The sequence below is a fragment of the Arenimonas sp. genome (assembly GCF_022842045.1).
Classification (GTDB): domain Bacteria; phylum Pseudomonadota; class Gammaproteobacteria; order Xanthomonadales; family Xanthomonadaceae; genus Arenimonas.
The window spans coordinates 19,407-39,267 of record NZ_JALHQI010000024.1 but is presented as its reverse complement, the minus strand read 5'-3'; the positions used below and the strand labels follow the sequence as shown (position 1 = coordinate 39,267).

At 58.9% G+C, this 19,861-nt stretch carries 19 protein-coding genes; 9 read left to right on the top strand and 10 right to left on the bottom strand.

The genetic code is table 11. The annotated features are described in order from the left end of the window. Nucleotides 1-1,362: 1,362 nt before the first annotated feature. From Q0C12_RS07175 to Q0C12_RS07150, 6 genes are all read right to left on the bottom strand, one after another. A complete protein-coding gene (locus Q0C12_RS07175; RefSeq protein ID WP_290888217.1) occupies nt 1,363-1,617 on the bottom strand; it encodes a BPSL0761 family protein in 255 nt (84 codons plus the stop codon). A gap of 26 nt (nt 1,618-1,643) precedes the next feature. Beyond that, nucleotides 1,644-1,913, bottom strand: a complete 270-nt coding sequence (locus Q0C12_RS07170; protein WP_290888214.1) for a hypothetical protein — start codon at nt 1,911-1,913, stop codon at nt 1,644-1,646. Nucleotides 1,914-1,981: 68 nt separating this feature from the next. After that, the gene (locus Q0C12_RS07165) at nt 1,982-2,245 is read right to left on the bottom strand and encodes a hypothetical protein (protein WP_290888211.1); all 264 of its coding nucleotides are present in this window, start codon (nt 2,243-2,245) and stop codon (nt 1,982-1,984) included. A 33-nt stretch (nt 2,246-2,278) separates the two neighbouring features. Continuing rightward, nucleotides 2,279-3,124 carry an HD domain-containing protein gene (locus tag Q0C12_RS07160; protein WP_290888208.1) on the bottom strand — a complete coding sequence of 282 codons (846 nt, stop codon included), beginning with the start codon at nt 3,122-3,124 and terminating at the stop codon, nt 2,279-2,281. Nucleotides 3,125-3,143: 19 nt separating this feature from the next. Continuing rightward, nucleotides 3,144-4,388 (bottom strand): tyrosine-type recombinase/integrase, encoded by a 1,245-nt coding sequence (locus tag Q0C12_RS07155; RefSeq protein WP_290888205.1) that lies wholly within the window; start codon nt 4,386-4,388, stop codon nt 3,144-3,146. A 34-nt stretch (nt 4,389-4,422) separates the two neighbouring features. Then, nucleotides 4,423-4,659 carry a hypothetical protein gene (locus Q0C12_RS07150; protein WP_290888202.1) on the bottom strand — a complete coding sequence of 79 codons (237 nt, stop codon included), beginning with the start codon at nt 4,657-4,659 and terminating at the stop codon, nt 4,423-4,425. A gap of 125 nt (nt 4,660-4,784) precedes the next feature. Here Q0C12_RS07150 and Q0C12_RS07145 point away from each other — a divergent pair, with 125 nt between their 5' ends. Continuing rightward, on the top strand, nt 4,785-5,036 hold the full coding sequence (locus Q0C12_RS07145) for a helix-turn-helix transcriptional regulator (protein WP_290888199.1): 252 nt from the start codon (nt 4,785-4,787) through the stop codon (nt 5,034-5,036). 82 nt (nt 5,037-5,118) lie between these two features. On the opposite strand, the gene Q0C12_RS07140 is transcribed toward Q0C12_RS07145, so the two are convergent. Further along, nucleotides 5,119-5,601, bottom strand: a complete 483-nt coding sequence (locus Q0C12_RS07140; RefSeq protein ID WP_290888196.1) for a very short patch repair endonuclease — start codon at nt 5,599-5,601, stop codon at nt 5,119-5,121. Nucleotides 5,602-5,619: 18 nt separating this feature from the next. On the opposite strand from Q0C12_RS07140, the gene dcm reads away from it, so the two are divergent. From dcm to Q0C12_RS07100, 8 genes are all read left to right on the top strand, one after another. Further along, nucleotides 5,620-7,224, top strand: coding sequence for a DNA (cytosine-5-)-methyltransferase (gene dcm, locus Q0C12_RS07135; protein ID WP_290888193.1), 1,605 nt, complete (start codon nt 5,620-5,622; stop codon nt 7,222-7,224). A gap of 99 nt (nt 7,225-7,323) precedes the next feature. Continuing rightward, the gene (locus Q0C12_RS07130; RefSeq protein ID WP_290888190.1) at nt 7,324-8,838 is read left to right on the top strand and encodes an ATP-binding protein; all 1,515 of its coding nucleotides are present in this window, start codon (nt 7,324-7,326) and stop codon (nt 8,836-8,838) included. After that, nucleotides 8,835-11,573: a Z1 domain-containing protein gene (locus Q0C12_RS07125; RefSeq protein ID WP_290888187.1), complete on the top strand. Its 2,739-nt coding sequence runs from the start codon at nt 8,835-8,837 to the stop codon at nt 11,571-11,573. Before Q0C12_RS07130 ends, Q0C12_RS07125 begins: the two co-directional genes overlap by 4 nt. Then, nucleotides 11,563-12,528, top strand: a complete 966-nt coding sequence (locus tag Q0C12_RS07120) for a PD-(D/E)XK motif protein (protein WP_290888222.1) — start codon at nt 11,563-11,565, stop codon at nt 12,526-12,528. Before Q0C12_RS07125 ends, Q0C12_RS07120 begins: the two co-directional genes overlap by 11 nt. Next, nucleotides 12,528-14,582 carry an AIPR family protein gene (locus Q0C12_RS07115; RefSeq protein WP_290888185.1) on the top strand — a complete coding sequence of 685 codons (2,055 nt, stop codon included), beginning with the start codon at nt 12,528-12,530 and terminating at the stop codon, nt 14,580-14,582. The genes Q0C12_RS07120 and Q0C12_RS07115 overlap by 1 nt, the downstream gene beginning before the upstream one ends. Before the next feature lie 112 nt (nt 14,583-14,694). Next, entirely contained in the window at nt 14,695-15,282 is a 588-nt protein-coding gene (locus Q0C12_RS07110) for an NYN domain-containing protein (protein WP_290888182.1), read from the top strand. 188 nt (nt 15,283-15,470) lie between these two features. After that, nucleotides 15,471-16,178 carry a DUF5343 domain-containing protein gene (locus tag Q0C12_RS07105; RefSeq protein WP_290888179.1) on the top strand — a complete coding sequence of 236 codons (708 nt, stop codon included), beginning with the start codon at nt 15,471-15,473 and terminating at the stop codon, nt 16,176-16,178. Between the two features lie 8 nt (nt 16,179-16,186). Continuing rightward, the gene (locus Q0C12_RS07100; protein WP_290888176.1) at nt 16,187-16,696 is read left to right on the top strand and encodes a DUF4145 domain-containing protein; all 510 of its coding nucleotides are present in this window, start codon (nt 16,187-16,189) and stop codon (nt 16,694-16,696) included. Between the two features lie 753 nt (nt 16,697-17,449). Here the strand turns inward: Q0C12_RS07100 and Q0C12_RS07095 are convergent. The 3 genes from Q0C12_RS07095 to Q0C12_RS07085 form a co-directional block, all read right to left on the bottom strand. Then, nucleotides 17,450-18,820 carry a type II toxin-antitoxin system HipA family toxin gene (locus tag Q0C12_RS07095; RefSeq protein WP_290888173.1) on the bottom strand — a complete coding sequence of 457 codons (1,371 nt, stop codon included), beginning with the start codon at nt 18,818-18,820 and terminating at the stop codon, nt 17,450-17,452. Beyond that, complete coding sequence (locus tag Q0C12_RS07090; RefSeq protein WP_290888171.1) at nt 18,814-19,083, bottom strand: helix-turn-helix transcriptional regulator; 270 nt, start codon at nt 19,081-19,083, stop codon at nt 18,814-18,816. Before Q0C12_RS07090 ends, Q0C12_RS07095 begins: the two co-directional genes overlap by 7 nt. 133 nt (nt 19,084-19,216) lie before the next feature. After that, complete coding sequence (locus tag Q0C12_RS07085) at nt 19,217-19,837, bottom strand: plasmid pRiA4b ORF-3 family protein (RefSeq protein ID WP_290888169.1); 621 nt, start codon at nt 19,835-19,837, stop codon at nt 19,217-19,219. Between the last annotated feature and the right edge of the window lie 24 nt (nt 19,838-19,861).

The following is a 19,861-nucleotide window of genomic DNA, read 5'->3' as shown; positions in this document are numbered from 1 at the left end:
GCCGACGTATTCGGCTACCTCGAGCGGTCCCACAACCCGAGAATGCGTCGTAGAGTTGCCCGGCGCGATCGGGAGTTTCAGACCTTAACCAAACCGTCCGTGGAAACGGGGTAGAACCCGTGGGTTGCGACGCCCCGCAGGCCTCGTATTGGATGATGTCCAGGTCGATCGACTTACACAGGAGTTTATTGAGGTCGGGGGCGATCCCTCAATCCTAAGATTTAACCAGGGCAGGCAAACATCATATGTGGATGGAATCGATGTCATTCGAGTTCGTGGTGACGTGCTCCCAATCGAAGGTGCCGTGCATCCACGGTCAAGCATGAGCAGTCGAGCAACTCTTGCGCACGAGCTCGGGCACAGGGCGCATCGAGGTACGTCTGTCACTCCTGGAGCCTGGAACGACGAGTTCAGGGCAAGCTACTGGGCTGCAAAGCATGCGCCTGGGTTGAACCAGATGGAGCGCATTGATCTCTTGAATGATGCGATCATGCGTGCCAGGGAAGCAGGTGCGCCGATCCGGATGAATAAATTTATGCGCGAGATGCTCTATGGCTACTGACAAAAGATGCATTACAGAAGCAGAGGCTCTCTATGCGGAGGACGCCTACGGTGAGTTTACTGAAACTGGTCACACTGAAAAGAAATGTCCGTGGTGCGCCGGGAATCTTTATTTTCGCGGCGGCGGAAGTGGGTTTCTTGTCGCTTGCACAAGCTGTGACTTCCGAGTAACCGTTAGAGGGGTCTAGCTGCCGCTTTGGAGTTCTTCCTCACTGAGGGAGTGGCGCAGCAGGCTATGGGATTCCTGGGGTACCGCCTCAGGTAGGGCGGCGTTGCCGCGCAACTCCTTTAGGAGGGAGCCAGCTTGCACCAGGGCGCGGCGTCGTTCGTCGGGGGTCGTCATGAGTGACTTGCCCCAGCTGCTCGGCCAATCCGATTTGAGTAGAGTGCGTCCTATGGTTCCTGCCTACTTCCTATCCCACGAATCCCGATCTGATGGAGTTCAGATAGCCAAGTGCATCTTCGGCTTGCCCGTTCCGCACAACCTCGAAGAGCGTTCGGTGCCTGAATGTATTGATCGGCGTGTTGCGCATATGGTAGCCGGCTCGGATCGGGTCCAGGCCGAGGCCGATTAGTGCTGCATAGAGCCGAAGGAAGGCAAGCAGCCGAAGCTGTATCCGCGGGGTCTTCGGCTCGGTCCGAAGCAGCCAGTGTGGTGCGCCGAGCACGCGCTCGAGTTCGCTGATCCCGAGAGCGAAAAACTCACGGAACCGGCTTGGTGAGAGGTGTGCCTCCCCGGGCTGGCGGAACGCCTCCAGTGCGCCGATAGCGAGGGCCTGAAGCGAGAGTGGACTCTTGGGACTAACCACCCTGATGCGCCCCATGTGCGTAGCCCCGAAGCCAGTCAGGATCGTGCTCCGCACCCAGCGGGCTTCCGCCCCAAGCGCCTTGGGTAACCCTGGCGAGATGTTCGATCTCACGCAGGCCTGGATAGTGGCGCAGCAGCCGATGGGCTTCCTGGCGGACCGCCTCAGGTAGCGCGGCGTTGCCGCGCAACTCCTTCAGGAACGCGCCCGCTTGAACGAGGGTGCGTCGTCTTTCGTCGGGGGTAGTCATGAGGGTTCTCCATATCGGAAAGGAAGCTAGTAATGGCCATGGATCATGCGGAGCAGTGCTTCACGGACTTCCTCTTGGCGGCCGACCACGATCAGGTAGAGGGCAGAGGTTTCGCCGATTCGCGCATTCAGGAGCACCTGCCGGGCTTGCGTCGTGTCCATGCCAACGTCCTCGATCAACTCCCGCAATCCGAACTCGGGGCTGTCGAGCAGCAGGTTCCACACTTCTTCGGCGCGAGCCTCCTCCCGTAACTCTGATTCCGCGACCAGCTGGCGAATCCGGGTCAGTTCATCCATGGGTGTCTCTCATTGACTGCAGTGACGGCCCTACGTTGCGGCGGGGCCGTCGCATGGGCTGCGACGGGTTACAGGTCGAGGGTCGCCAGCAACCGTCGAGCCGTCCGAATGTTCGGGAACAGCATCGGCCGCGGGTTGAGCCACGGGTCGCGCTGGATGATCCAGGGGCTGGTCATCGGGTCTCGGCCCACTAGGCGCCAGCCGCCGAGCACCCGGAGGGCGACGGCCCAACGCATTCGGCGGCGGTCGTCGCGGATCCGGACGAGCCGGATACCCCGGACCAGGCCGAAGGTGCGGGCGATACGGGCGCAGGAGAAAAGAACAATCTTCATGGTCGTGATCCTCACGGTGGGTGGACCTCCAACCTAGAAGGGGATTTCCCATTCGAAAGTTGCGCACGAATCCGTCGGCACCCTGCGGGTCTTCTCGCAACTCATTTGATCGAAGGACCGGACGATCCGGCCGATCGCCAGCGGATACTTGCCTTCCCGGGGCGCGCGGGGGCCGCCGAGCAACTCGTGCATCAGCGCCCCGAGTCGCGGATCCCGCCTGGTCAGGTAGATCAGGTCGAACTCAAGCCGGCTCAGCCCGTGCGCCTCGTGCTCGCGGGGATTGACCGGGTCGAAAGCGATCGGGTCGTAGCACCAGATCTTCCCGAAGTCGTGTAGCAGGGCGAACACGATCCCGAGCTCCCGGTCCTCTTGCGGCAGGCCGCTGGCGCTGGCCAGCATGGTCGCGACTTCCAACGAGTGCTGGGCCAAGCCACCCGGGTAAGCGTGATGGTCGCGACGCGACGCTGGACTGTTCCAGTAGCCGTGCAGCACGTCTTGCTGCAGGAGGGCCCGGGTCACGAACTGGCGAAGGGGGGCGATCTTCAAGCTGTCGATAAGCTGCGTCGTCTGGCGCAGCACCCCCGGGATGGGGCACAACTGCTCAGGCAGCAGCTGCGACAGCGGCGGCTCGACACCCTCACGCAGGCCGAGCAGCAGGTAGTCTTCCTTCTCCTTGCCGACCTCCATGGTGGTTACCGAGCCCCACTGCAGGGCGGAAGGCGGTGTGGTGTCGAGCGAGAGCCAGGTCCATGCCTTGCACCAGCCGTCCTGGTGATAGAGCCGGCAGCGCAGCCCGCGGTCGGGGTCATGGCCGGGGAGCACCTCCACGACGGCGGGGAAAGAGAGTGTGGCGGGAGCCGCAGCATTCTGGTTGAGCATGGGTGTTCCTCCTTGAACGTTAGGACGCCTTCTTGGCGAGGGTGAGCAACGTAGCCAGCTGCTCGGGGGTGAGGGACTGCAGGGCGGAAAGGATGTCGGGGCCGGCCGGGTCGGGCGGGCTGCTCGTCTGAACCGCGGCGGTGCCGAAATGCCCGTTCACCAAGCCGGCGAAGGCCAGGCCGTCGTTGCGGGTCAGGTTCGGGACGAAGCGCGAATAGACGCGGAACAACATCTCGGTCGTGGAGTGTCCGAGGATCGACGCGACCCACTCCGGGTTCTCGCCTGCGGCCAGCATCAGCGTCGCGGCGGTATGCCGCATCTGGTACGGCGGGCGCTTCCTGAGCCCGAGGTTGCGCAACAGCGGATACCAGACCCGGTTCGCGAAGTTCACCGCATCGATCGGATTTCCATGGAGGCTGTGGAAGACCCAAGGACAGGTCGCATGGGCCGCCTTCCGCTGCTGCTCGAGGGCAGCCCGAACCTGCGGCACCATCGGGACGGTGCGCCGCGAGCCTTCGTTCTTGGTGCCGCCATCCCCGTTCCTGGAGTGCGTCCGTTCAACGTGGATCAGGCCGGCCTCGAAGTCGATGTCCTGCCACTGCAGCCCGTCGACCTCGCCCGTCCGCAACCCGGTGAGCAGGCGGACCGTCAGGTAAGGCCTGTAGTCCTGCCGGATCCTCGCGATGAGCCGCTCGACTTCCGGCATGGAGAACGGCATGACGTCCGCCCGCTTCTGCTTGAGGGTCTTGAGGGATCGGCCCGGGCTGGTGAGGCCATGGCGGTCGCAGCCCTCGTTGAGGATGGCCTTGACCAGGGACATCAGCTTGTTGATCCGCTTGGCGGAAATGGCTTGCCCACCCCGGCCGGGGCGTTTGGCGAGCTCGGCCTGGAAGCCGAGCAGGTCGCCCCGGTCGATCGAGGCCAGCGGCTTCGGGCCGAGCACCGGCAGGATGATGCGGTCCAGCGTGTCGCGGATCGCGCGACCGTAATGGGCCCGCCACCGCGGAGCGGACTCGGAAACCCATAGCTCGGTGAACTCGGCGAAGGTGGGCGTGGGGTGGTCGTTGGCGGCGGACGGGGCGTCTTCACCGATGCCAGCCTTGGCCCGAGGGCTATCCGGGAACAGTGCGCCGTAGTCGAACGTGCCCTTCAGCAACTCCCGGTCGATTCGCTTGGCCAGCGCCTCGACCGTCCGCCGATTGCCGGGGGTATCGGGCAGGGCGGTCTGCTCCCGGCAGCGGACGCCCCGGTACTGGAAGTCCAAGTACAAGGTCCGGGTCTCCGGGCGGACGCGGACCTTAGCCATGGGCCACCCCGCCGTTAGCCATGGGGATCACCGGGCCGCGCCCCATCGAGAAGCTGGCGATGTCCTTCTCGATGGCCTCCCAGATGAAAAGCAGCTTGCGGCCACCGAACGGGCGGATGTAGTGGACTCCCTCCAGCAGGACGCTGTCCTTGAGGCGGTCCCGGATGGTGCGGATGTCGTAGTGGATCCGGGTAGCCAACTGGTCTGTGGTCAGGTACGTTGCGCTCATGCGATCACTCCTTTGTCGTTAGAGGCTGTCGAATGATCATTTGGATGATCACTCGACGACAAAGATAGCACTCGCTTGAAGACTTACGAGATCAAACGACAGTCTAAATAATCACCGTTCATATAATGTTAAGGTTTAAGCTCAAGGAGCGCATAGCCGACCTGGAATTCCGGGAGCGGCGGCGCGTGACCATTCAGGAGATCGCTGAAGCGACGGGCTTGAACCGAATGACGCTGTCCAAGCTGGCGAACCACCATGGGGCGAACGTTCAAACCGACGCCCTGGACAGACTCTGCACCTACTTTGCCTGTCGGGTGGAAGATCTGGTGGAACACGTGGCCGAGACTGATCCGGAGCGGTCGGGTATCAGTCCGTGAGAACTGGATGGCCTAGCGTGGGAAACGTCATAGCGATACAGGAGTCAATGCGGAGATGACCCTTGGGGAAGGGGCGGTCCCGTCAGGCGTGAGGAGCCAGGGGGTGCAACTGGGCGGATTGCCCTACTGCCTCCAGTGCGGCGTTGGTATCGCCCCGCCGAATCCAATCCACCAAATGGCTGCAGCTCTGTTCAGGAGCGGCACGAAGTGCGCATTCCCAGACAACGCATACGCGCCACCCAGCGCCAGAAAGTTCGGCGATCGCCTTAAGGTCCCGAATCTGGTTGGCACGGAGTTTCTGGTCCCAGAACTCACTGCGGGTCTTGGGAAGACGAAACAAGGGGCAGCCCGAATGCCGGTGCCAGAAACAGCCGTTGACGAACACGACAGCGTCCCATCGCTTCAGCACCAGGTCCGGTTTGCCGGGAAGACCGCTCGTGTGGAGCCTGTAACGCATACCAGCGCGCCAAAGGTACTTGCGAACAAACACCTCAGGGGCCGTGTTCTTCCCCTTGATGCGTGACATCAATGCAGAGCGCCTTTCGGCACTCATCACGTCAACCATATAGCAAGAGTCCAGACATTGTCCGCAGCACGAGCAGGAACGCGCGCCCAGTTCGGGGTCATCGACATCTTCGCAGGCCCAGGCGGTCTTGGCGAAGGCTTCAGCAGTTATGAACGGAAACCAGGCAGCGGTACCTACCCATTTGAACTGGCTGTCTCCGCGGAAATGGAGCGGTCAGCCCACGCAACGCTCCGGCTGAGGGCCTTCTACCGTCTCCTTCAGCGAAACGAGGGTCAAATTCCGGAAGAATACTGGGACTACCTCCGGGATGTCGCAGCAGGCAAGGCTGAAACCCCTCGGGCGAGATTCGAAGAAGGCCGATGGAGATCGCTGTGGAAAGAAGCCGAGCTTGAGGCCCTCAACCTTACGCTCGGGAAGTCGGAGGACAACCAAGAGCTCTATCGCAGAATCGAAGCTGTCAAATCCGAATACGATGAACTTGTCCTCATCGGTGGACCCCCATGCCAGGCGTACTCGCTGGTGGGCAGGGCGAGACAGAAAAAGGTCGCCGAATTCCGCACAAAAGGTGATCCGCGTCACTTCCTTTACAAGCAGTACCTCGCGATCCTCGCCACGTTCAAGCCCGCAGTCTTCATCATGGAGAATGTAAAGGGCATCCTCACGTCCAAGGTGGGTAATCAGGAAATGTTCGCCGCCATCCAGCGGGATCTGAAGAACCCTTCAGCCGCACTGGGTGCCGCAGTCTCCTCCGCCGACACGGAACAGTACGCACTGCTACCCATCCATGTACCGGATGGAATGGAGAGAACGGAGGACCTCGTCGCCAACGACCCTTCAGCCTTCATCATCCGCTGCGAAGAACACGGCGTCCCCCAGGCGAGGCACCGTGTGATCATCATGGGTGTGAGGAGGGACTATGCGAAACCGTTCGTTGCGAAACTTTCTGGCTTAGATTCATCGGCAACCCGGAATAGAATCGAGCACGCGCTGGCAGGGCTGCCCTCGCTTCGCAGTGGGGTGAGCCGTGAGTTCGATGATTCCAAAAGGTGGTACGACGCCATGGAGCGCGAGCGTAAAAGAGTCATCAGGGCAATCAAGCAGACGATGCCTGCCGTGGCGCAGGTGCTCCAAACGACTGTCCCTGCGGCAAATCTTCCAAGAAGCTCGACCAAGTATGCTCCCGGTCGCGTGTCAACGCTCGCAGGCGAGCTGAGGGGGCTGAATCCTGGGGTTGTTCTGAATCATGACACGAGGGGGCATATGCCATCAGACCTCGCTAGGTACATGTTCGTTGCCGCGTTCGCAGAGGCGGAGGGGCGTTCCCCGACCAGTCGTGATTTTCCAGTTGAGCTGGCACCAGATCATGAAAGCTGGTCCGCGGGATCATTCGCCGACCGATTCCGGGTACAGCGGAAAGGTCAGCCGTCAAACACAATCACGAGCCATCTCTCGAAAGACGGGCACGCCTTTATCCATTGGGACGCATCCCAATGCAGGAGCCTCAGTGTGCGTGAGGCAGCGAGGCTGCAGACGTTCCCTGACGATTACCTCTTCCTCGGCCCCCGAACTGACCAGTTTGTCCAGGTAGGAAACGCGGTACCACCGATGGTGGCCAGACAGATTGCGAGAGTGGTTCATCGTGTCCTGTCGAATTCGAAGTAAGGCGAACATTCGCTGAACCTTGCGAGGCAAAAATCTGTGTCGAGTGATCAGCTTCGCGTTTTTGCATCTGCACAGGTTGAAAAATTGGAGTAAACGGAAGTGATCCAGCGAATTACAGAACTACCAACAGCCAGTTTGATTCGACGTGCAGATGCAACGCCCCATGCAGCCGCGCTCATTGAGGGGCTCCGGGATATTGGCTATTCGCTCGAGACCGCAATATCAGACATCATCGACAACTCCATTACGGCGAAAGCCCAGATGGTTGACGTCTTCACAGACGCCTCCGCCCAATACCCACATATCGCCATCATCGATAATGGCGAAGGGATGACCGAGTCGGAACTGGTGGCGGCAATGCGACCCGGCAGCAAGAACCCGCTTGCTACGCGAGACGAGCCGGATCTTGGTCGATTTGGCCTAGGCTTGAAGAGCGCAAGCTTCTCCCAATGTCGACGTCTGACAGTGGTATCCAGAAAAGCTGGCAAGACCACGGCGGCGGTATGGGATTTGGATGACGTCGCCGAGCGAAACGAGTGGACGGTTCAGCTTCCGGACGAAATATCGAATGTCCCGGAAATTGAACGGCTTAAGTCCGATGGGACGTTGGTGGTCTGGGAGAAGATGGATCGTCTTTCCGGCGGAATATCCCAAGATGTCGCCAAAAGAGCCGAGGTTATCAATCAAAGAATCGCTGAAACAGAGCGCCATCTTCGGCTGGTCTTTCATCGCTTCATGGAAAGCAGTAAGCCGTTGCAGGTGCGCTTGAATGGGCGGCTGCTGAAGCCGCTAGACCCGTTTGCAATCAACCATGCAGCAACAATCCGCGACCCCGAAGAGGTTGTTGTGCTAGGCAACGGTGCCATTGCCATTCAAAGCTTCACATTGCCGCACCATAAAAAAATGAGCACCTCCGACTGGGACGACTTGGGAGGACCTGAGGGACATCTGAAGTCCCAAGGCTTCTATCTGTATCGCGGGAAACGTCTGATCATCCATGGCACATGGTTCGGCCTATGCAGGCAGTCTGAGCTCACGAAATTGTCGCGGGTGAGAATAGACATACCAAACAGCATGGACGCAAGCTGGAAAATTGACGTCAAAAAATCGTCTGCCCAGCTACCGCCGATTGTCCGCGATCGCCTGAAAAAGGTTATCGAGCGAATCCAGCATGGGTCGAAGCGGACCTATACCAAGAGCGGCCAGAAGCTCGTGGACCAAGAGCGACTTCCGCTGTGGCATCGAGTCCAAGCCGACGGACAGATACGTTACCAGCCCAACCCGGAGCACCCTGCTTTTTCTGATTTCGCGGAAAGCCTTCCCGAGGCACTGCGGCGCGGATTCTACAACTGTATTGAACTGGTCGGAGCCTCGCTCCCAATCGAAACCTTGCATGCGGATATGGCGGGTTCGCCAGAGAAAATTGTACCTGGGAGAGTAGACGAGGACACGCTAATGCAAGCGGTTCACTCAACCTTGAAGCTTTTGAAGGGTGCTGGAAAAGACGTCAAGGAAATCTCGGCCCTTATGAAGGATGTGGATCCCTTCAGGTCTTCGTGGGAAGACACGCAGCGAATGATCGCGACGATCGTCGCGAAGGAGGAGATGCTGTGAATCCACTACTGAGCAGCCTTGAAGGCATGGCGTCGATGTATATGGCGTCCCAGCCAGGGCCACACACTGCTGTGTCGATTCGCGAAATCGTGAAACAGTTGCGCGAGACGCCGATGTTCTCAGATAAGGTCAGCGACGCAGAAGCGGAGGAGCTCGCGCGCCTAATCGAAGAAAAGCACGGAATCAGCATGGGTTTTGGCGCGATTATAGACGCCAAGGACTTCCGTCCGTGGTTGCATGACGCCAGGATCAATGGCGAGATTGGCGATTTCTATTGGAGCCGGTACCGAAGGTTGCTAAACCTAAGCGGGTTGCCAAAAACAGTTATTGATGCGACGGACGAGGTTACTGACCGCGTGCTGGATCGACTGGGTGATCCGCGCAATATGAGTCAATGGAGCCGTCGTGGAATGGTCGTTGGAAACGTGCAGAGTGGAAAAACCGCCAACTACACGGGACTTATCTGCAAGGCGGCAGACGCCGGCTACCGATTGATCGTTGTGATTGCGGGTATCCACAACAATCTACGCAACCAGACGCAGGCAAGAATAGATGAGGGGTTCATCGGTCGAGATACCGGCCGGTTGGCACATGCGAACAAGGCTCAGCGCCAGAAACTGATTGGTGTTGGTACGTTTGACCAGCGTGAATTCCCAGTGTCGCTGACAAATACGCTCCGGGACTTCAATAAGGCAACAGCCACAACCAATACAAGCCAGATCGCGCAGTACAACGTACCTGTGGTTCTGGTAATCAAAAAGAACTCAAGCACGCTCAAGAATCTCCTCGAGTGGCTCAAGGAGCACTCGGCCCACCAAAGTACGCAAATGGTGAGCCAGCCTATGCTTCTGATCGACGACGAGGCAGACAACGCGTCGATCAACACGGCTTACGCGAAGGACGAGATTACGCGAATCAACGGACAGATCCGCGAGCTTCTTTCGCTGTTTCACCGGAGCTGTTACGTGGGCTACACCGCCACGCCGTTCGCGAACATTTTCATCGACCCGGATACTGATGACGAAGCGCTCAAGCAGGATCTATTCCCGCGGCACTTCATCATTGGCCTGGATGCCCCATCCAACTACTTTGGGGCACAAAAGGTCTTCATCGACGCTCGGGAAAAACACATTCGTCTCATTAAGGACAATGAAGACGTCCTGCCAATGAAGCACAAGATTGACCACCCGGTCGATACGATTCCTGAAAGCCTTGCTCAAGCAGTTCGAACTTTCGTGGTTGCTCGCGCATTGCGCAATGCCCGTGGCCAACAGGCCGCGCATGCGTCCATGCTTATCAATGCCTCCCGATTCACAGATGTACAAGGCCGCATCAAGTCAAAGGTGCTGGATGTAGTTGGGCGCATGCGAGATGCGGTCGCGGTTGAGGGAGGAAAGGGACGCGACGCGTTGAATAATCCGGAAATAAGAGCGCTTCACGACGTTTGGCAAGAAGAGTACGCCAGCGCGCAGGATGTTGCGTGGTCGGCTGTGCAGGGGCGATTGCACGAGGTGCTTGTTGCTGCGCGGGTTGTCGAGGTGAATGCCTCCAAACGGTCGCAGCCGCTCGACTACGATCAGCCTGGGGAGCACGGCGTTACCGTCATAGCTATTGGCGGTTTCTCACTTTCTCGTGGCCTTACGCTTGAGGGGTTGACCGTCAGCTACTTCCTACGAAACTCCGTGATGTACGACACGCTCATGCAAATGGGACGGTGGTTCGGGTACCGCCCCGGCTACGAGGACCTTTGCCGAGTATGGATGCCAGCGGACGGAGTTGGTTGGTACTCGCATATCCATGAAGCGATGGAAGATCTTCAAGCACAACTCAAGCGAATGGAACTGGCAAAGGCGACCCCGGAGCAATTTGGCCTCGCTGTCCGGAGTCATCCGGAGTCGCTTATTGTGACGGCGCGGAACAAGATGGGCAGCGGCAGAGAGTATCCGGTAAAGGTGGGTTTGGCAGGAAAGATGGTTGAGACGACCAGGATACGAGCTGACGCCGATCAGATCAGGTTGAATCAGCAAGCTGGCGAGTGGTTGGCTGAATCTATCAACGGGTGCGGGATTGTTCCCGAGCATCCAACTAGAGGAACATTATTCCGATCGGTGCCGGTCACCTTGGTGCGCGATTTTCTTCGGGCGTTCCGCGCCGACGCTGCTGATCCCCTGACTGATACGCGCCTTATCAATGACTACATTGATGCCCGTGCTGACACAGAGTTGGCTTCTTGGGATGTCTTGTTTGCCAGTGCAGTGAAGTCAGGAGCAAGTCCCATTGCACTGGGTCAGCTTGAGATGAAGGCTTACGGTCGATCTGTTGGAGACGCAGATCTTCGGCAAGGCGTCCTAGCAATCAGCGGAACTAGCCGAAGAGTCGGCTCTCCTGGCGATGAGCGCATCGGCCTTTCCGAAGCGCAGATTGAGACAGCGACGTCTGAATTTCGCAAGCAGAGGGTTCTGGACGGCAAACCGGTTCCGGAAACCTTGCCTCCGCGCATTTTCTGCGAAATTCCCGGCAGACGCCCCCTGCTGATCCTGCGCTTCGTTGAGCCAACCGTTGAGGACGACTCCCTCAAGAAGAAGTTACCAACCATCGTTCTCGCTTGGAGCATCTGCTTCCCGCCATCTGAGGTCCAGGGCGGCACTGTCGAGTATGTTGTGAACACGATCCGGATGCGCGAGATGTTTGGCGAGGACGAAGCAGAGGAGGAGGCGCGTGGCGATGCTGAGTGATACGCCTTGGTCCGGTCTCGAGTCCGGCGCTATCGACACACGTCGTGTCGATGCGGCAGCTAAATGGGGCTGGTTCTGGGCTGTCATGCCCCGCGCCGATGTGGCACTCGTGCTTCAGCTCGCCAGCCTTCCAAAGCCCCTTCCGGATCTGCCAAAGCTAAAAAGCCTTGAGATACGGTTCCAGACACTGCCTGGTGGACCGATCCTCTATATACGGCTTAAAGAAGGAAGTCAGCTCGAGCTGTTTGAAACGCTCTGCAGGGACGTCATCAACGCAGGAGAGCAGGGGGCTTCTGAGGCGGAGGCTGTCGAACGTGCCATCGGTCGAACCTTTCGTTGGCACTATCTGCTCCGTGGCGGGAAGCTTGATCTACTTTCAGAAGAGGAACAGAAAGGCCTCATTGGTGAGATTGAAGTACTAAAGATACTGATGGCGGCAATCGGACCGAAAGCGGCGATAGCAGCTTGGACAGGACCATCAGGCGCCCCGAAAGACTTTGAGATGACGGCGGACTGTCTTGAGGTAAAAGCTCGGCGTGGCGCGTCCCAGCCATTCGTAAAAATATCAAATGAGCATCAGCTGGCCGATGTTCCGGATCGCAGACTCTGGCTCGCAGTCCTCGCGGTTGACAAGGTTCAGCAACCGCATGGTAAGACGCTTCCAGATTTCGTGTCAGTCGTAAAGGCTGAGTTGGAAGAGTTTGATCCATCTCTCATACAGGAGTGGGATCTTCGCCTGGCTGACGCGGGATTTGATGCGATGGATGACTATTCCCCATGGCGGTGGATTGTGTCGAAGCCTGAATTTTACCAAGTAGAAAGTGATTTCCCCAGAATCGCTGCGCCGGTGCCACTTGGTGTGTCGGGCGTGACGTATGCGATAGAACTCTCCGCCTGCAAACCATTCACTGTGGAGTGGGAGACTATGCGAAGTCTGATCAAGGACGTCGACTGATGAGTGAGATTGAGGAGTATCACGAGAGCCTGATGGCAGACATTCGACGTGAAGCGGATGCCAGTGGCGTCATGATGGTCGAGGCCTTTTTTGATCGGATGACTGAAAGGCTCACCGAGGCCGGAGAGCTGGAGGTGGCTGACCGTGCGTTCTATGAGGCCGGGGAAGGAGGCCAAAAGCTCAGGGTCGACGGATATGCTGGGGATCCCCGTGACAGCGAGGGCGTCCTTGGCCTGATCGTTTGTGACTTCGTCGACTCTGACGCTGTCCAGACCTTTGGAAAGAGTGATGTGCCGGCGATACTAAATCCGCTTGTTCGGTTTCTAAAGAAAGCTCGAACGGAGGATTTCCGTGACTCTTTGAATGAGGTCAATCCCGCGTTTCAGGTGTCCGATCTGGTCATATCAACCTGGTCCCAAGTCTCAAAAGTAAAACTCATACTCATATCTAACCGGAAATACATTGGCCGGGACGACACGGTCAAGCTGGCAGAGCCAGGCGATATTCCAATTACATGGTCGGTCTGGGACCTGGCACGGTTTGAGCGATTCGATCGATCCGGGCAGGCTCGAGAAGAGCTTGTCATCGACTTCGAGAAAGACTTCGGTGCGTCATTGCCGGCACTCAAGGCATCGCAGCATGGAGCCGGCCTCGAAAGCTATCTGCTGATTATGCCCGGACAACAACTTGCTGCTATCTACGATCGGTGGGGCGCGCGCCTCCTTGAGGCGAATGTTCGGTCTTTCCTGCAGGCGAGGGCCAAGACCAACAAGGGTATCCAGAAGACGATAAAGGAGGAGCCAGAGCTGTTCTTCCCATACAACAATGGCCTGTCGGCGACAGCCGATGCCGTTGTGTGTGTGAGATCCAAGGAGGGCCTGGCTGTTTCTTCGGTCAGTAATCTACAGATTGTCAATGGAGCGCAGACCACGGGTTCTATTCACGCAGCCTTGAAGTCAGCAAAAGAACAGCTGGCGCAAATATTCGTACAAATGAAGCTGACAGTTGTTCCTGCAGAGCGATCTGAGGACATCGTGCCGCGGATCTCGGAGTATGCGAACACTCAGAATAAGGTGAATGCAGCAGACTTCTTCTCAAACCATCCTTTCCATATCCGTATCGAGCAATTCTCGCGGCGTGTCATTTTTGCCGCCAGGGAAGGCACGCGGCATGATAGCAAGTGGTTTTACGAGCGTTCCCGCGGTCAGTTCCTTAATGCCAGGACACGTCTGTCTCCCGCTCAAGCCAAAAAGTTTGAACTGGAGTTCCCCAAAGCGCAGCTGTTCAGCAAAACCGACCTGGCAAAGTTTGAGTACTCCGCTACCGGTAGGCCGCACATCGTTTCGCGCGGCGCTCAGAAGAACTTTGCTGATTTCGCGAGAGAGATCGGCGAAGCTTGGTCAAAGCACGAAGATCGGTATGACGAGCTCTGGTACCGACGCTTGGTTGCCAAAGCCATCATCTTCCGCAAGCTGGAGGTCGAGATCCCGAAGCAGTCTTGGTACCAAGGCGGCTATCGGGCGAACATCGTCACCTATGCAATGGCGAAGGTGTTCAACGACGCAACGCGGGACGGGCAGGTTCTTGATCTTGATACGGTCGCCAGAAAGCAGGCTGTCCCTGAAGCTTTGGTTCAAGCGCTGCTTGCCGCTGCCGCTGCTGCTCAAGAGGTGATCACCCATCCTGTGTCAGGCATGAGAAACATGTCTGAATGGGCCAAGCAACAAGCATGTTGGAGTGCTCTGCAGAGCCGGACGCTCGACTACGGGGACAGCTTTGACAGTTGCCTTACGCTGGTAGAAACCGCGAGAACGAGCGAGCGGGATGAACGCAAAAAGAAGCGCGAGGTTGATGGGATATCAGCTCAAGCTGAGGTGGTCAGGTTGGGGGCGGAGTTCTGGAGTGAGGTTCTCGCTCGCGGTGTAGCAGGGAAGATGCTTTCGCCTAAGGATCAGCAGATACTTCAAGTGTGTGCGTCAATGCCAACCAGGCTTCCCAGTGAACTGCAGTGTAAGCACGCCATTGGCGTTCTCGAGCGCCTTCGCGAATCTTGAAGAATGCTTGGAAGGAATGATCATCAGGATTGTCCATTTATTTCCAGCAACCTCAGCTAGCCGAGAATCTGGTGCGCTGTTCGACTAATTGACCTCAGCAGAGGGATTATTGATGCCAATCGGAAAGACGCTTGTATTAGTTGATGGCGAGAACCTTTCATCACGCTACAAGCAGATGATTGCCGATGGCCGAGCGGCGGCAACGGGGAATGTTGTCGTTGGAGACTTCTTTGTATGGAACCCGGATGTCCTCGGTGGTTGGCTCTGGGACATTCTTCGCATTTCCTACCACACATCTGTAGTTGGGGACCAAGCTGCGTTGGACGCGGCAAGAGGTGCCATCTCCGCGGTGCGATTCAAGTGTCGGGCCGAGGTGATCGCGCTCTATCAGAAGACGCAAATGTTTCGCACTGCCGAAGGGCGGCTTGTGCCACAAGTAAGAAAGCGAGCATCCAAAACGAGAAAAGAAAGCATCTGCGATACCGCAATCTCCGTTGAGGCGCTCCGCGCCGCCTACCGAGATCAAGCGCAAAAGATTGTCTTACTTAGCGGTGACGGTGACTTTATACCGCTGTATCAGGAGCTCATGCATTCGGGGTGTGAGGTAGTGGTTGGAGCTTTTTCTTCGGGTCTGAACCAAGAAGTTCCGCTGGTTGTTGATTCTTTCTTCAATCTCGATGAGTACTACTTCCAGAAGTAACGAGTATGAGGGGCGGCATGATACTGATCCGCTCAATGCATAATGACGATAGTCGCTGAGCGGCGGTGATCTGAACGCTTGGAGTTCCTTAGGACTAGGCCCCGGCGCCTCGGGGTGTTAGAAAATGGCGGGCCGATACCCCTGACTTACAGGAGAAAGGCCTTCAGTGACGGCTACGGCAGTGGGGAATGAAGATGGCTGAGAGTAAGAAGAAGAGTTATCCGAAATTACCGCGTGCAAACTGGTTCTCCTTGCGCGAAAAGTTTAGGCAGAAACCACCGGCGGAGGTTACCGCTACTTACATAGCAGGCGCCCTGAACATCGGCACGGCCTCCGCTGCAAACCTCGTTCCGCCGCTTAAGCAGCTCGGCTTGATTGACGAGGCGGGAAAGCCGAGCGACCTAGCATTTGAGTGGCGGGACGACGAGACCTACGCCGCCGCATGCGAGAAGATCTTGGTGGCGACCTACCCGCAGGAAATTAGGGATCTGTTTCATACGCCTGACGCCAAGTTCAAAGACGTTTCCAACTGGTTCGCGCGCGACACGCGACAGGGAGAGTCGGCGGTCAGCGCTTACACTGCGCTCTACCTATTGCTTCTGGAAGGCGATCCTTCGAAGGGCAAGGAGAACGGGCCACCTAAGCAAAAGGCAACCGCTCCACGGGTCGTCAAGGCCAAAAAGCCGGCAACTGAACCAAAGCCTGCGAAGGCTGCTGATGTCATGTCTGAAGCAGAAGAGCGTCATGGTCACGCTGGCGGGGGCGGTGGTCAAAGGCGAGCCTTCAGCCCGAACCTCCATGTGGACATTCAGATCCACATCTCGCCGGACAGCACGCCCGAGCAGATTGACAGAATCTTCGAGAGTATGGCGAAGCACCTACCAATTAAGGGCTGATCAGTCGGATGGATATTGAAGCGATGCTGCTTGGCATCCGAGAGCTGCGAGATGGGGTTCGTGCCAGGAACCCACCTCCAGAGGAGGGTGCCCCCAGTTCGGAAGATCACATCGTCTACTTCGCGCTCGTGCGCGGCACGCGGCCTTATCTCGAACGCATCGTCCATCAGATTAACGGTAGCTACGAGCACGGTTGGTACGATGCTTCGGCGGTTATGGTTCGGCGCTTGGTTGAAACTCTCATAATCGAAACCTTTGAACGCAACAATTTGGCAATGAAGATCAAAGATGCGAACGGCGACTTCTTTCTATTGGGCGAGCTGATTACAAGACTTTCCGCCGAACCGTCATTCAATCTTAGTAGGCCGGTCAAGAAAGCCCTGCCGGAGCTAAAGGAAGTTGGTGATAAGTCCGCGCATAGCAGGTACTTCACGGCGCACCGTAAGGACATTGAGAAGCTCGCTCCGCACCTCCGTGTTGTAGTTCAAGAACTGATTTCGTTGGCAAGACTCAAGTAGTTCGGGCTTGCCGCCTATAAGTGGGCAGTAGGCTCCGAAGCGTTGAAGTAGGAGGGGCCCGGATCCCGTGAGCCCTTAAATGCTGATCGCACAGTAGTTGTAGCGGGCATATTCGCTGGTCCGTTGTGCAGATTGAGCCTGCAGAGAGTCGCTTAGCTAGCGATCGCCAGCCAAGGTCTCGTAAGCCAGCGGGAGATTCACGCGGAAACCCACTGCGACGCACACGCCCAACTTCAGGTTCGGCATGGACCTCGGCTGGATCTTCGGGCCTGCTCCGGATCGCCAGCCTAGACTTGCAGCCGACTGCGTCGCGGCGCAGGCTGGCCGAGGGGTGAGTGTGAGGCTGGGGTAGCCTTGGGAGGGCCAATCCGTGCCTTTACTCATGACGCCTGAGCGGCCGGGCCGGCCGAATGCTGACAGCCAGCTCCCCGCGGGGCGCGTAGGGTTTTACTCAATGCCGATGGGCACGTGCCCCGGGACTTGGCACAGCAAGGGCACAGATTTGTCACAGGGGGATTGGCGCGCCCGACAGGATTCGAACCTGTGACCCCTGCCTTCGGAGTCCGGAAAACCTCTGTCGTGGCAATAGATTGCAGTTGGGATCGGTCGACCAGATGCGCTGCGGGCGGCCTCGAGGTTGGCACCCGACCGCGGGCGACAACATCGATTTGCGTCGGTACCGCCCAGGTCTGCCGGCGCTCTCCGGCACAGCGGCCAGAGTAAAGGCCAACTCCGGCGCCCGCCGGAGCGGTATCAGCCTTGGCCCAGCTGGTTCGCCGCTTGCTGCAATCCCCGAAGTACCGAGTTGGCAACGTGCTCGGGAAAGTTCGCCGGCAGTCCGGCTTCGAGGTCAGCCACCACCCGGGGCGTTCGCGCGATGAGGTCGCCGAGGATCGCTTCCATTTCCCGTCCTTCGTCATCCAGCACGCCGAACCGCTTGCCGAGCGCAAGCCAGTGCCGGCGATGGATTTCCTTCATCTTCCAGTGGGCATTGGTGGTTCGGATCGCCATCGCCAGCCGGATCTTGTGCTCTGACAACTTCCCGGGCCCCTCGCCGATCAGCGGCCAGGCCGACATCACGTCGTACAGCGGCGTCAGCCCATAAGCGCCTTGTGGGCGAATGAACAGGCTGAAGTTCTTGGCGTGGCCGTCAGGCGCACGCAGCATCCAGAATAGAAGCTGGGCCAGGAAGAAAACGCGTCGATCCCGCTGGGGAGATTCGGAGGTGGCGAGCAAGCCCATGACGCGCTCGATCCCCGGGCCCCCGTCCGATTCGTACTTGAGGGCCGCGGGCGTGCCGGTCGCCTGGCAGAAATCTTCTTGCGGCAGTCGAGCCAGCCATCTGCCCGAAGGTCCGTCGAGCCACGCGCGGTCGAAGCGCCGGACCGAGAGGACCTTCATGTCCTCGAACCGCAGCGGTTCGCATTCGGCGACCGGCAGTCCGTAGGCCGCGAGGATCCGCGAGCACAGCCATTCGTTCTCGATGGAATGGCTCAGGTCCAGCTTCATGTTGCCGACCAGTCCCATCGGCAACTTCAGGATGTGCGTGGTCGGCGTTGAACCGTGCGGCAGGCACCAGCGGCCGTCGATCCACGACAGGGCGGTCTTCTCCTGGGCCCCGGCGATGGAGATCCGGAAGTCATCGTCGTCCTGTGGCGCGGCGCCCGCCATGGCCGGCGGTGCCACGGTGCCGCGCAGGATTGCGGCCACCTGGGCCTCGTCGAGCGGGCTCGCGTCGAGGGTGCGCACATCGCCGGGCGCCATGCCGTCGGGCAGGATCTGCAGCGCACCGACGCAGTCCCTTCCAATCTCGGCGAGCAGGTCGAAGGCCTGGGTGGATCTGGCGCGAAAGCGACGCGCGGCGCGCGCACGAATGTCCTGGCTGTCCGGCAGCAGGTTCTCGAAGTACGCCCGGACAACGTCCCCGCGATGCAGGTTTGCCCCTGGCGTGAAAGGCAGGGAGAGCGACAGGGGGCGGCCTTGCGGCGAGCCTTGCCAGCTGGCGTGGTACTCGAGGATGTCCTCGGACCCGGCGTCCATCCGCCAGGTGCCGACGAAATCGCCGTTCATCCACAGGCCCAGCGCCTTTCGGCGCGACTTCCTGCCGGTGACGGCCGTTACCACCCGGCGTTCCCTTGGGGGGTGGGTCGAGCCGCGCCCGTTTCGAGGCCGCGCGGCTGCAGCACCATCTCCACGCCAAGGATGCCCAGCAGTTGGAGCAGCCGCTCGGCGTTCACTTTCTGGGCGTTGCGCTCCATGGCGGAGAGCGTCTGTTGCGTGACGCCCAGGCTCATGGCGACCTGTCCCTGGGTCAGCCCCGCCTGCTTGCGGAAGGCTTTGAGCAGGGCGGGCAGTTGTTCGGCGGTCCGCACGGCGTACTGGCTCACTTCACGCATCCTGGTCTGTATTGCTTGAAAACAGCTTATATGCTGTTTACAAAGAAAACACAACACAGGCTGTTTTCCAGGGTTTGGCTCGAATCACCGGCGACAGGCTTGCCCAGCGGCTAGAGGGGCCGAACTACGTTCGTGAAGCGAGGTGCGCCAGCAGCCGTTTCAACCGCGGAGCCGGGTTGGCGAACTTCACCTGCTGTTCGTCGAAGGCCTCGGGGTCGAACTTGCCGCGCTGGCCTTTCTGGCTGCTGGCCCAGAGGTGGGAGGACTTGTATTCCGGGTCTCCGGGGTCCGCCAGGGTTTCGAGCAGGCTTTCGTAGCCGCCCGGGCCGCCGCAGTCGTCGGGCGGCGCCGAGCGCTCGCCGGCGGTGCATCGCGGGTACTTCTTGCCCGGCGCCGCTTCGAGGACTTCCTCGAGCACGACCGTATGCTCCCAGCCATCGCCGAAGTCGTATTCGTACTCGATCCGCGGGTTGGCGCGGCTCAGGACGTCGGCCACGCAATGTTCCCAGCAGGGCAGCGGCGGCTTGTCGTCGAAATCGTCGAGCGGCAGGCCGAACCGCGGAGTGCCGTCGCGTTGACCGCAGGGTCGGAACTCGTGCAGATGGGTATCCGTCCAGGCGAAGGCGCTCTGGATGGCGACGTGCAGGTCCCAGAAGGTGTAGTCGCCCGGCACCTGGATGCGGCGCCAGATCAGCGGCTCGATGCGCTCGAGCTCAATCCGGATCTGGAGGATTTGCGTTGGCATGGCGGCTTTTACTCAACGCGGCCG

What these genes read in the sequence shown, in the direction of transcription:
- Q0C12_RS07170 (WP_290888214.1), bottom strand. Translation starts at nt 1,913, where the DNA reads ATGGATGAACTGACCCGGATTCGCCAGCTGGTCGCGGAATCAGAGTTA.
- Q0C12_RS07175 (WP_290888217.1), bottom strand. Translation starts at nt 1,617, where the DNA reads ATGACTACCCCCGACGAAAGACGACGCACCCTCGTTCAAGCGGGCGCG.
- Q0C12_RS07100 (WP_290888176.1), top strand. Translation starts at nt 16,187, where the DNA reads ATGGATATTGAAGCGATGCTGCTTGGCATCCGAGAGCTGCGAGATGGG.
- Q0C12_RS07140 (WP_290888196.1), bottom strand. Translation starts at nt 5,601, where the DNA reads ATGGTTGACGTGATGAGTGCCGAAAGGCGCTCTGCATTGATGTCACGC.
- Q0C12_RS07105 (WP_290888179.1), top strand. Translation starts at nt 15,471, where the DNA reads ATGAAGATGGCTGAGAGTAAGAAGAAGAGTTATCCGAAATTACCGCGT.
- Q0C12_RS07120 (WP_290888222.1), top strand. Translation starts at nt 11,563, where the DNA reads ATGCTGAGTGATACGCCTTGGTCCGGTCTCGAGTCCGGCGCTATCGAC.
- Q0C12_RS07160 (WP_290888208.1), bottom strand. Translation starts at nt 3,124, where the DNA reads ATGCTCAACCAGAATGCTGCGGCTCCCGCCACACTCTCTTTCCCCGCC.
- Q0C12_RS07110 (WP_290888182.1), top strand. Translation starts at nt 14,695, where the DNA reads ATGCCAATCGGAAAGACGCTTGTATTAGTTGATGGCGAGAACCTTTCA.
- Q0C12_RS07085 (WP_290888169.1), bottom strand. Translation starts at nt 19,837, where the DNA reads ATGCCAACGCAAATCCTCCAGATCCGGATTGAGCTCGAGCGCATCGAG.
- Q0C12_RS07145 (WP_290888199.1), top strand. Translation starts at nt 4,785, where the DNA reads ATGTTAAGGTTTAAGCTCAAGGAGCGCATAGCCGACCTGGAATTCCGG.
- Q0C12_RS07115 (WP_290888185.1), top strand. Translation starts at nt 12,528, where the DNA reads ATGAGTGAGATTGAGGAGTATCACGAGAGCCTGATGGCAGACATTCGA.
- Q0C12_RS07150 (WP_290888202.1), bottom strand. Translation starts at nt 4,659, where the DNA reads ATGAGCGCAACGTACCTGACCACAGACCAGTTGGCTACCCGGATCCAC.
- Q0C12_RS07165 (WP_290888211.1), bottom strand. Translation starts at nt 2,245, where the DNA reads ATGAAGATTGTTCTTTTCTCCTGCGCCCGTATCGCCCGCACCTTCGGC.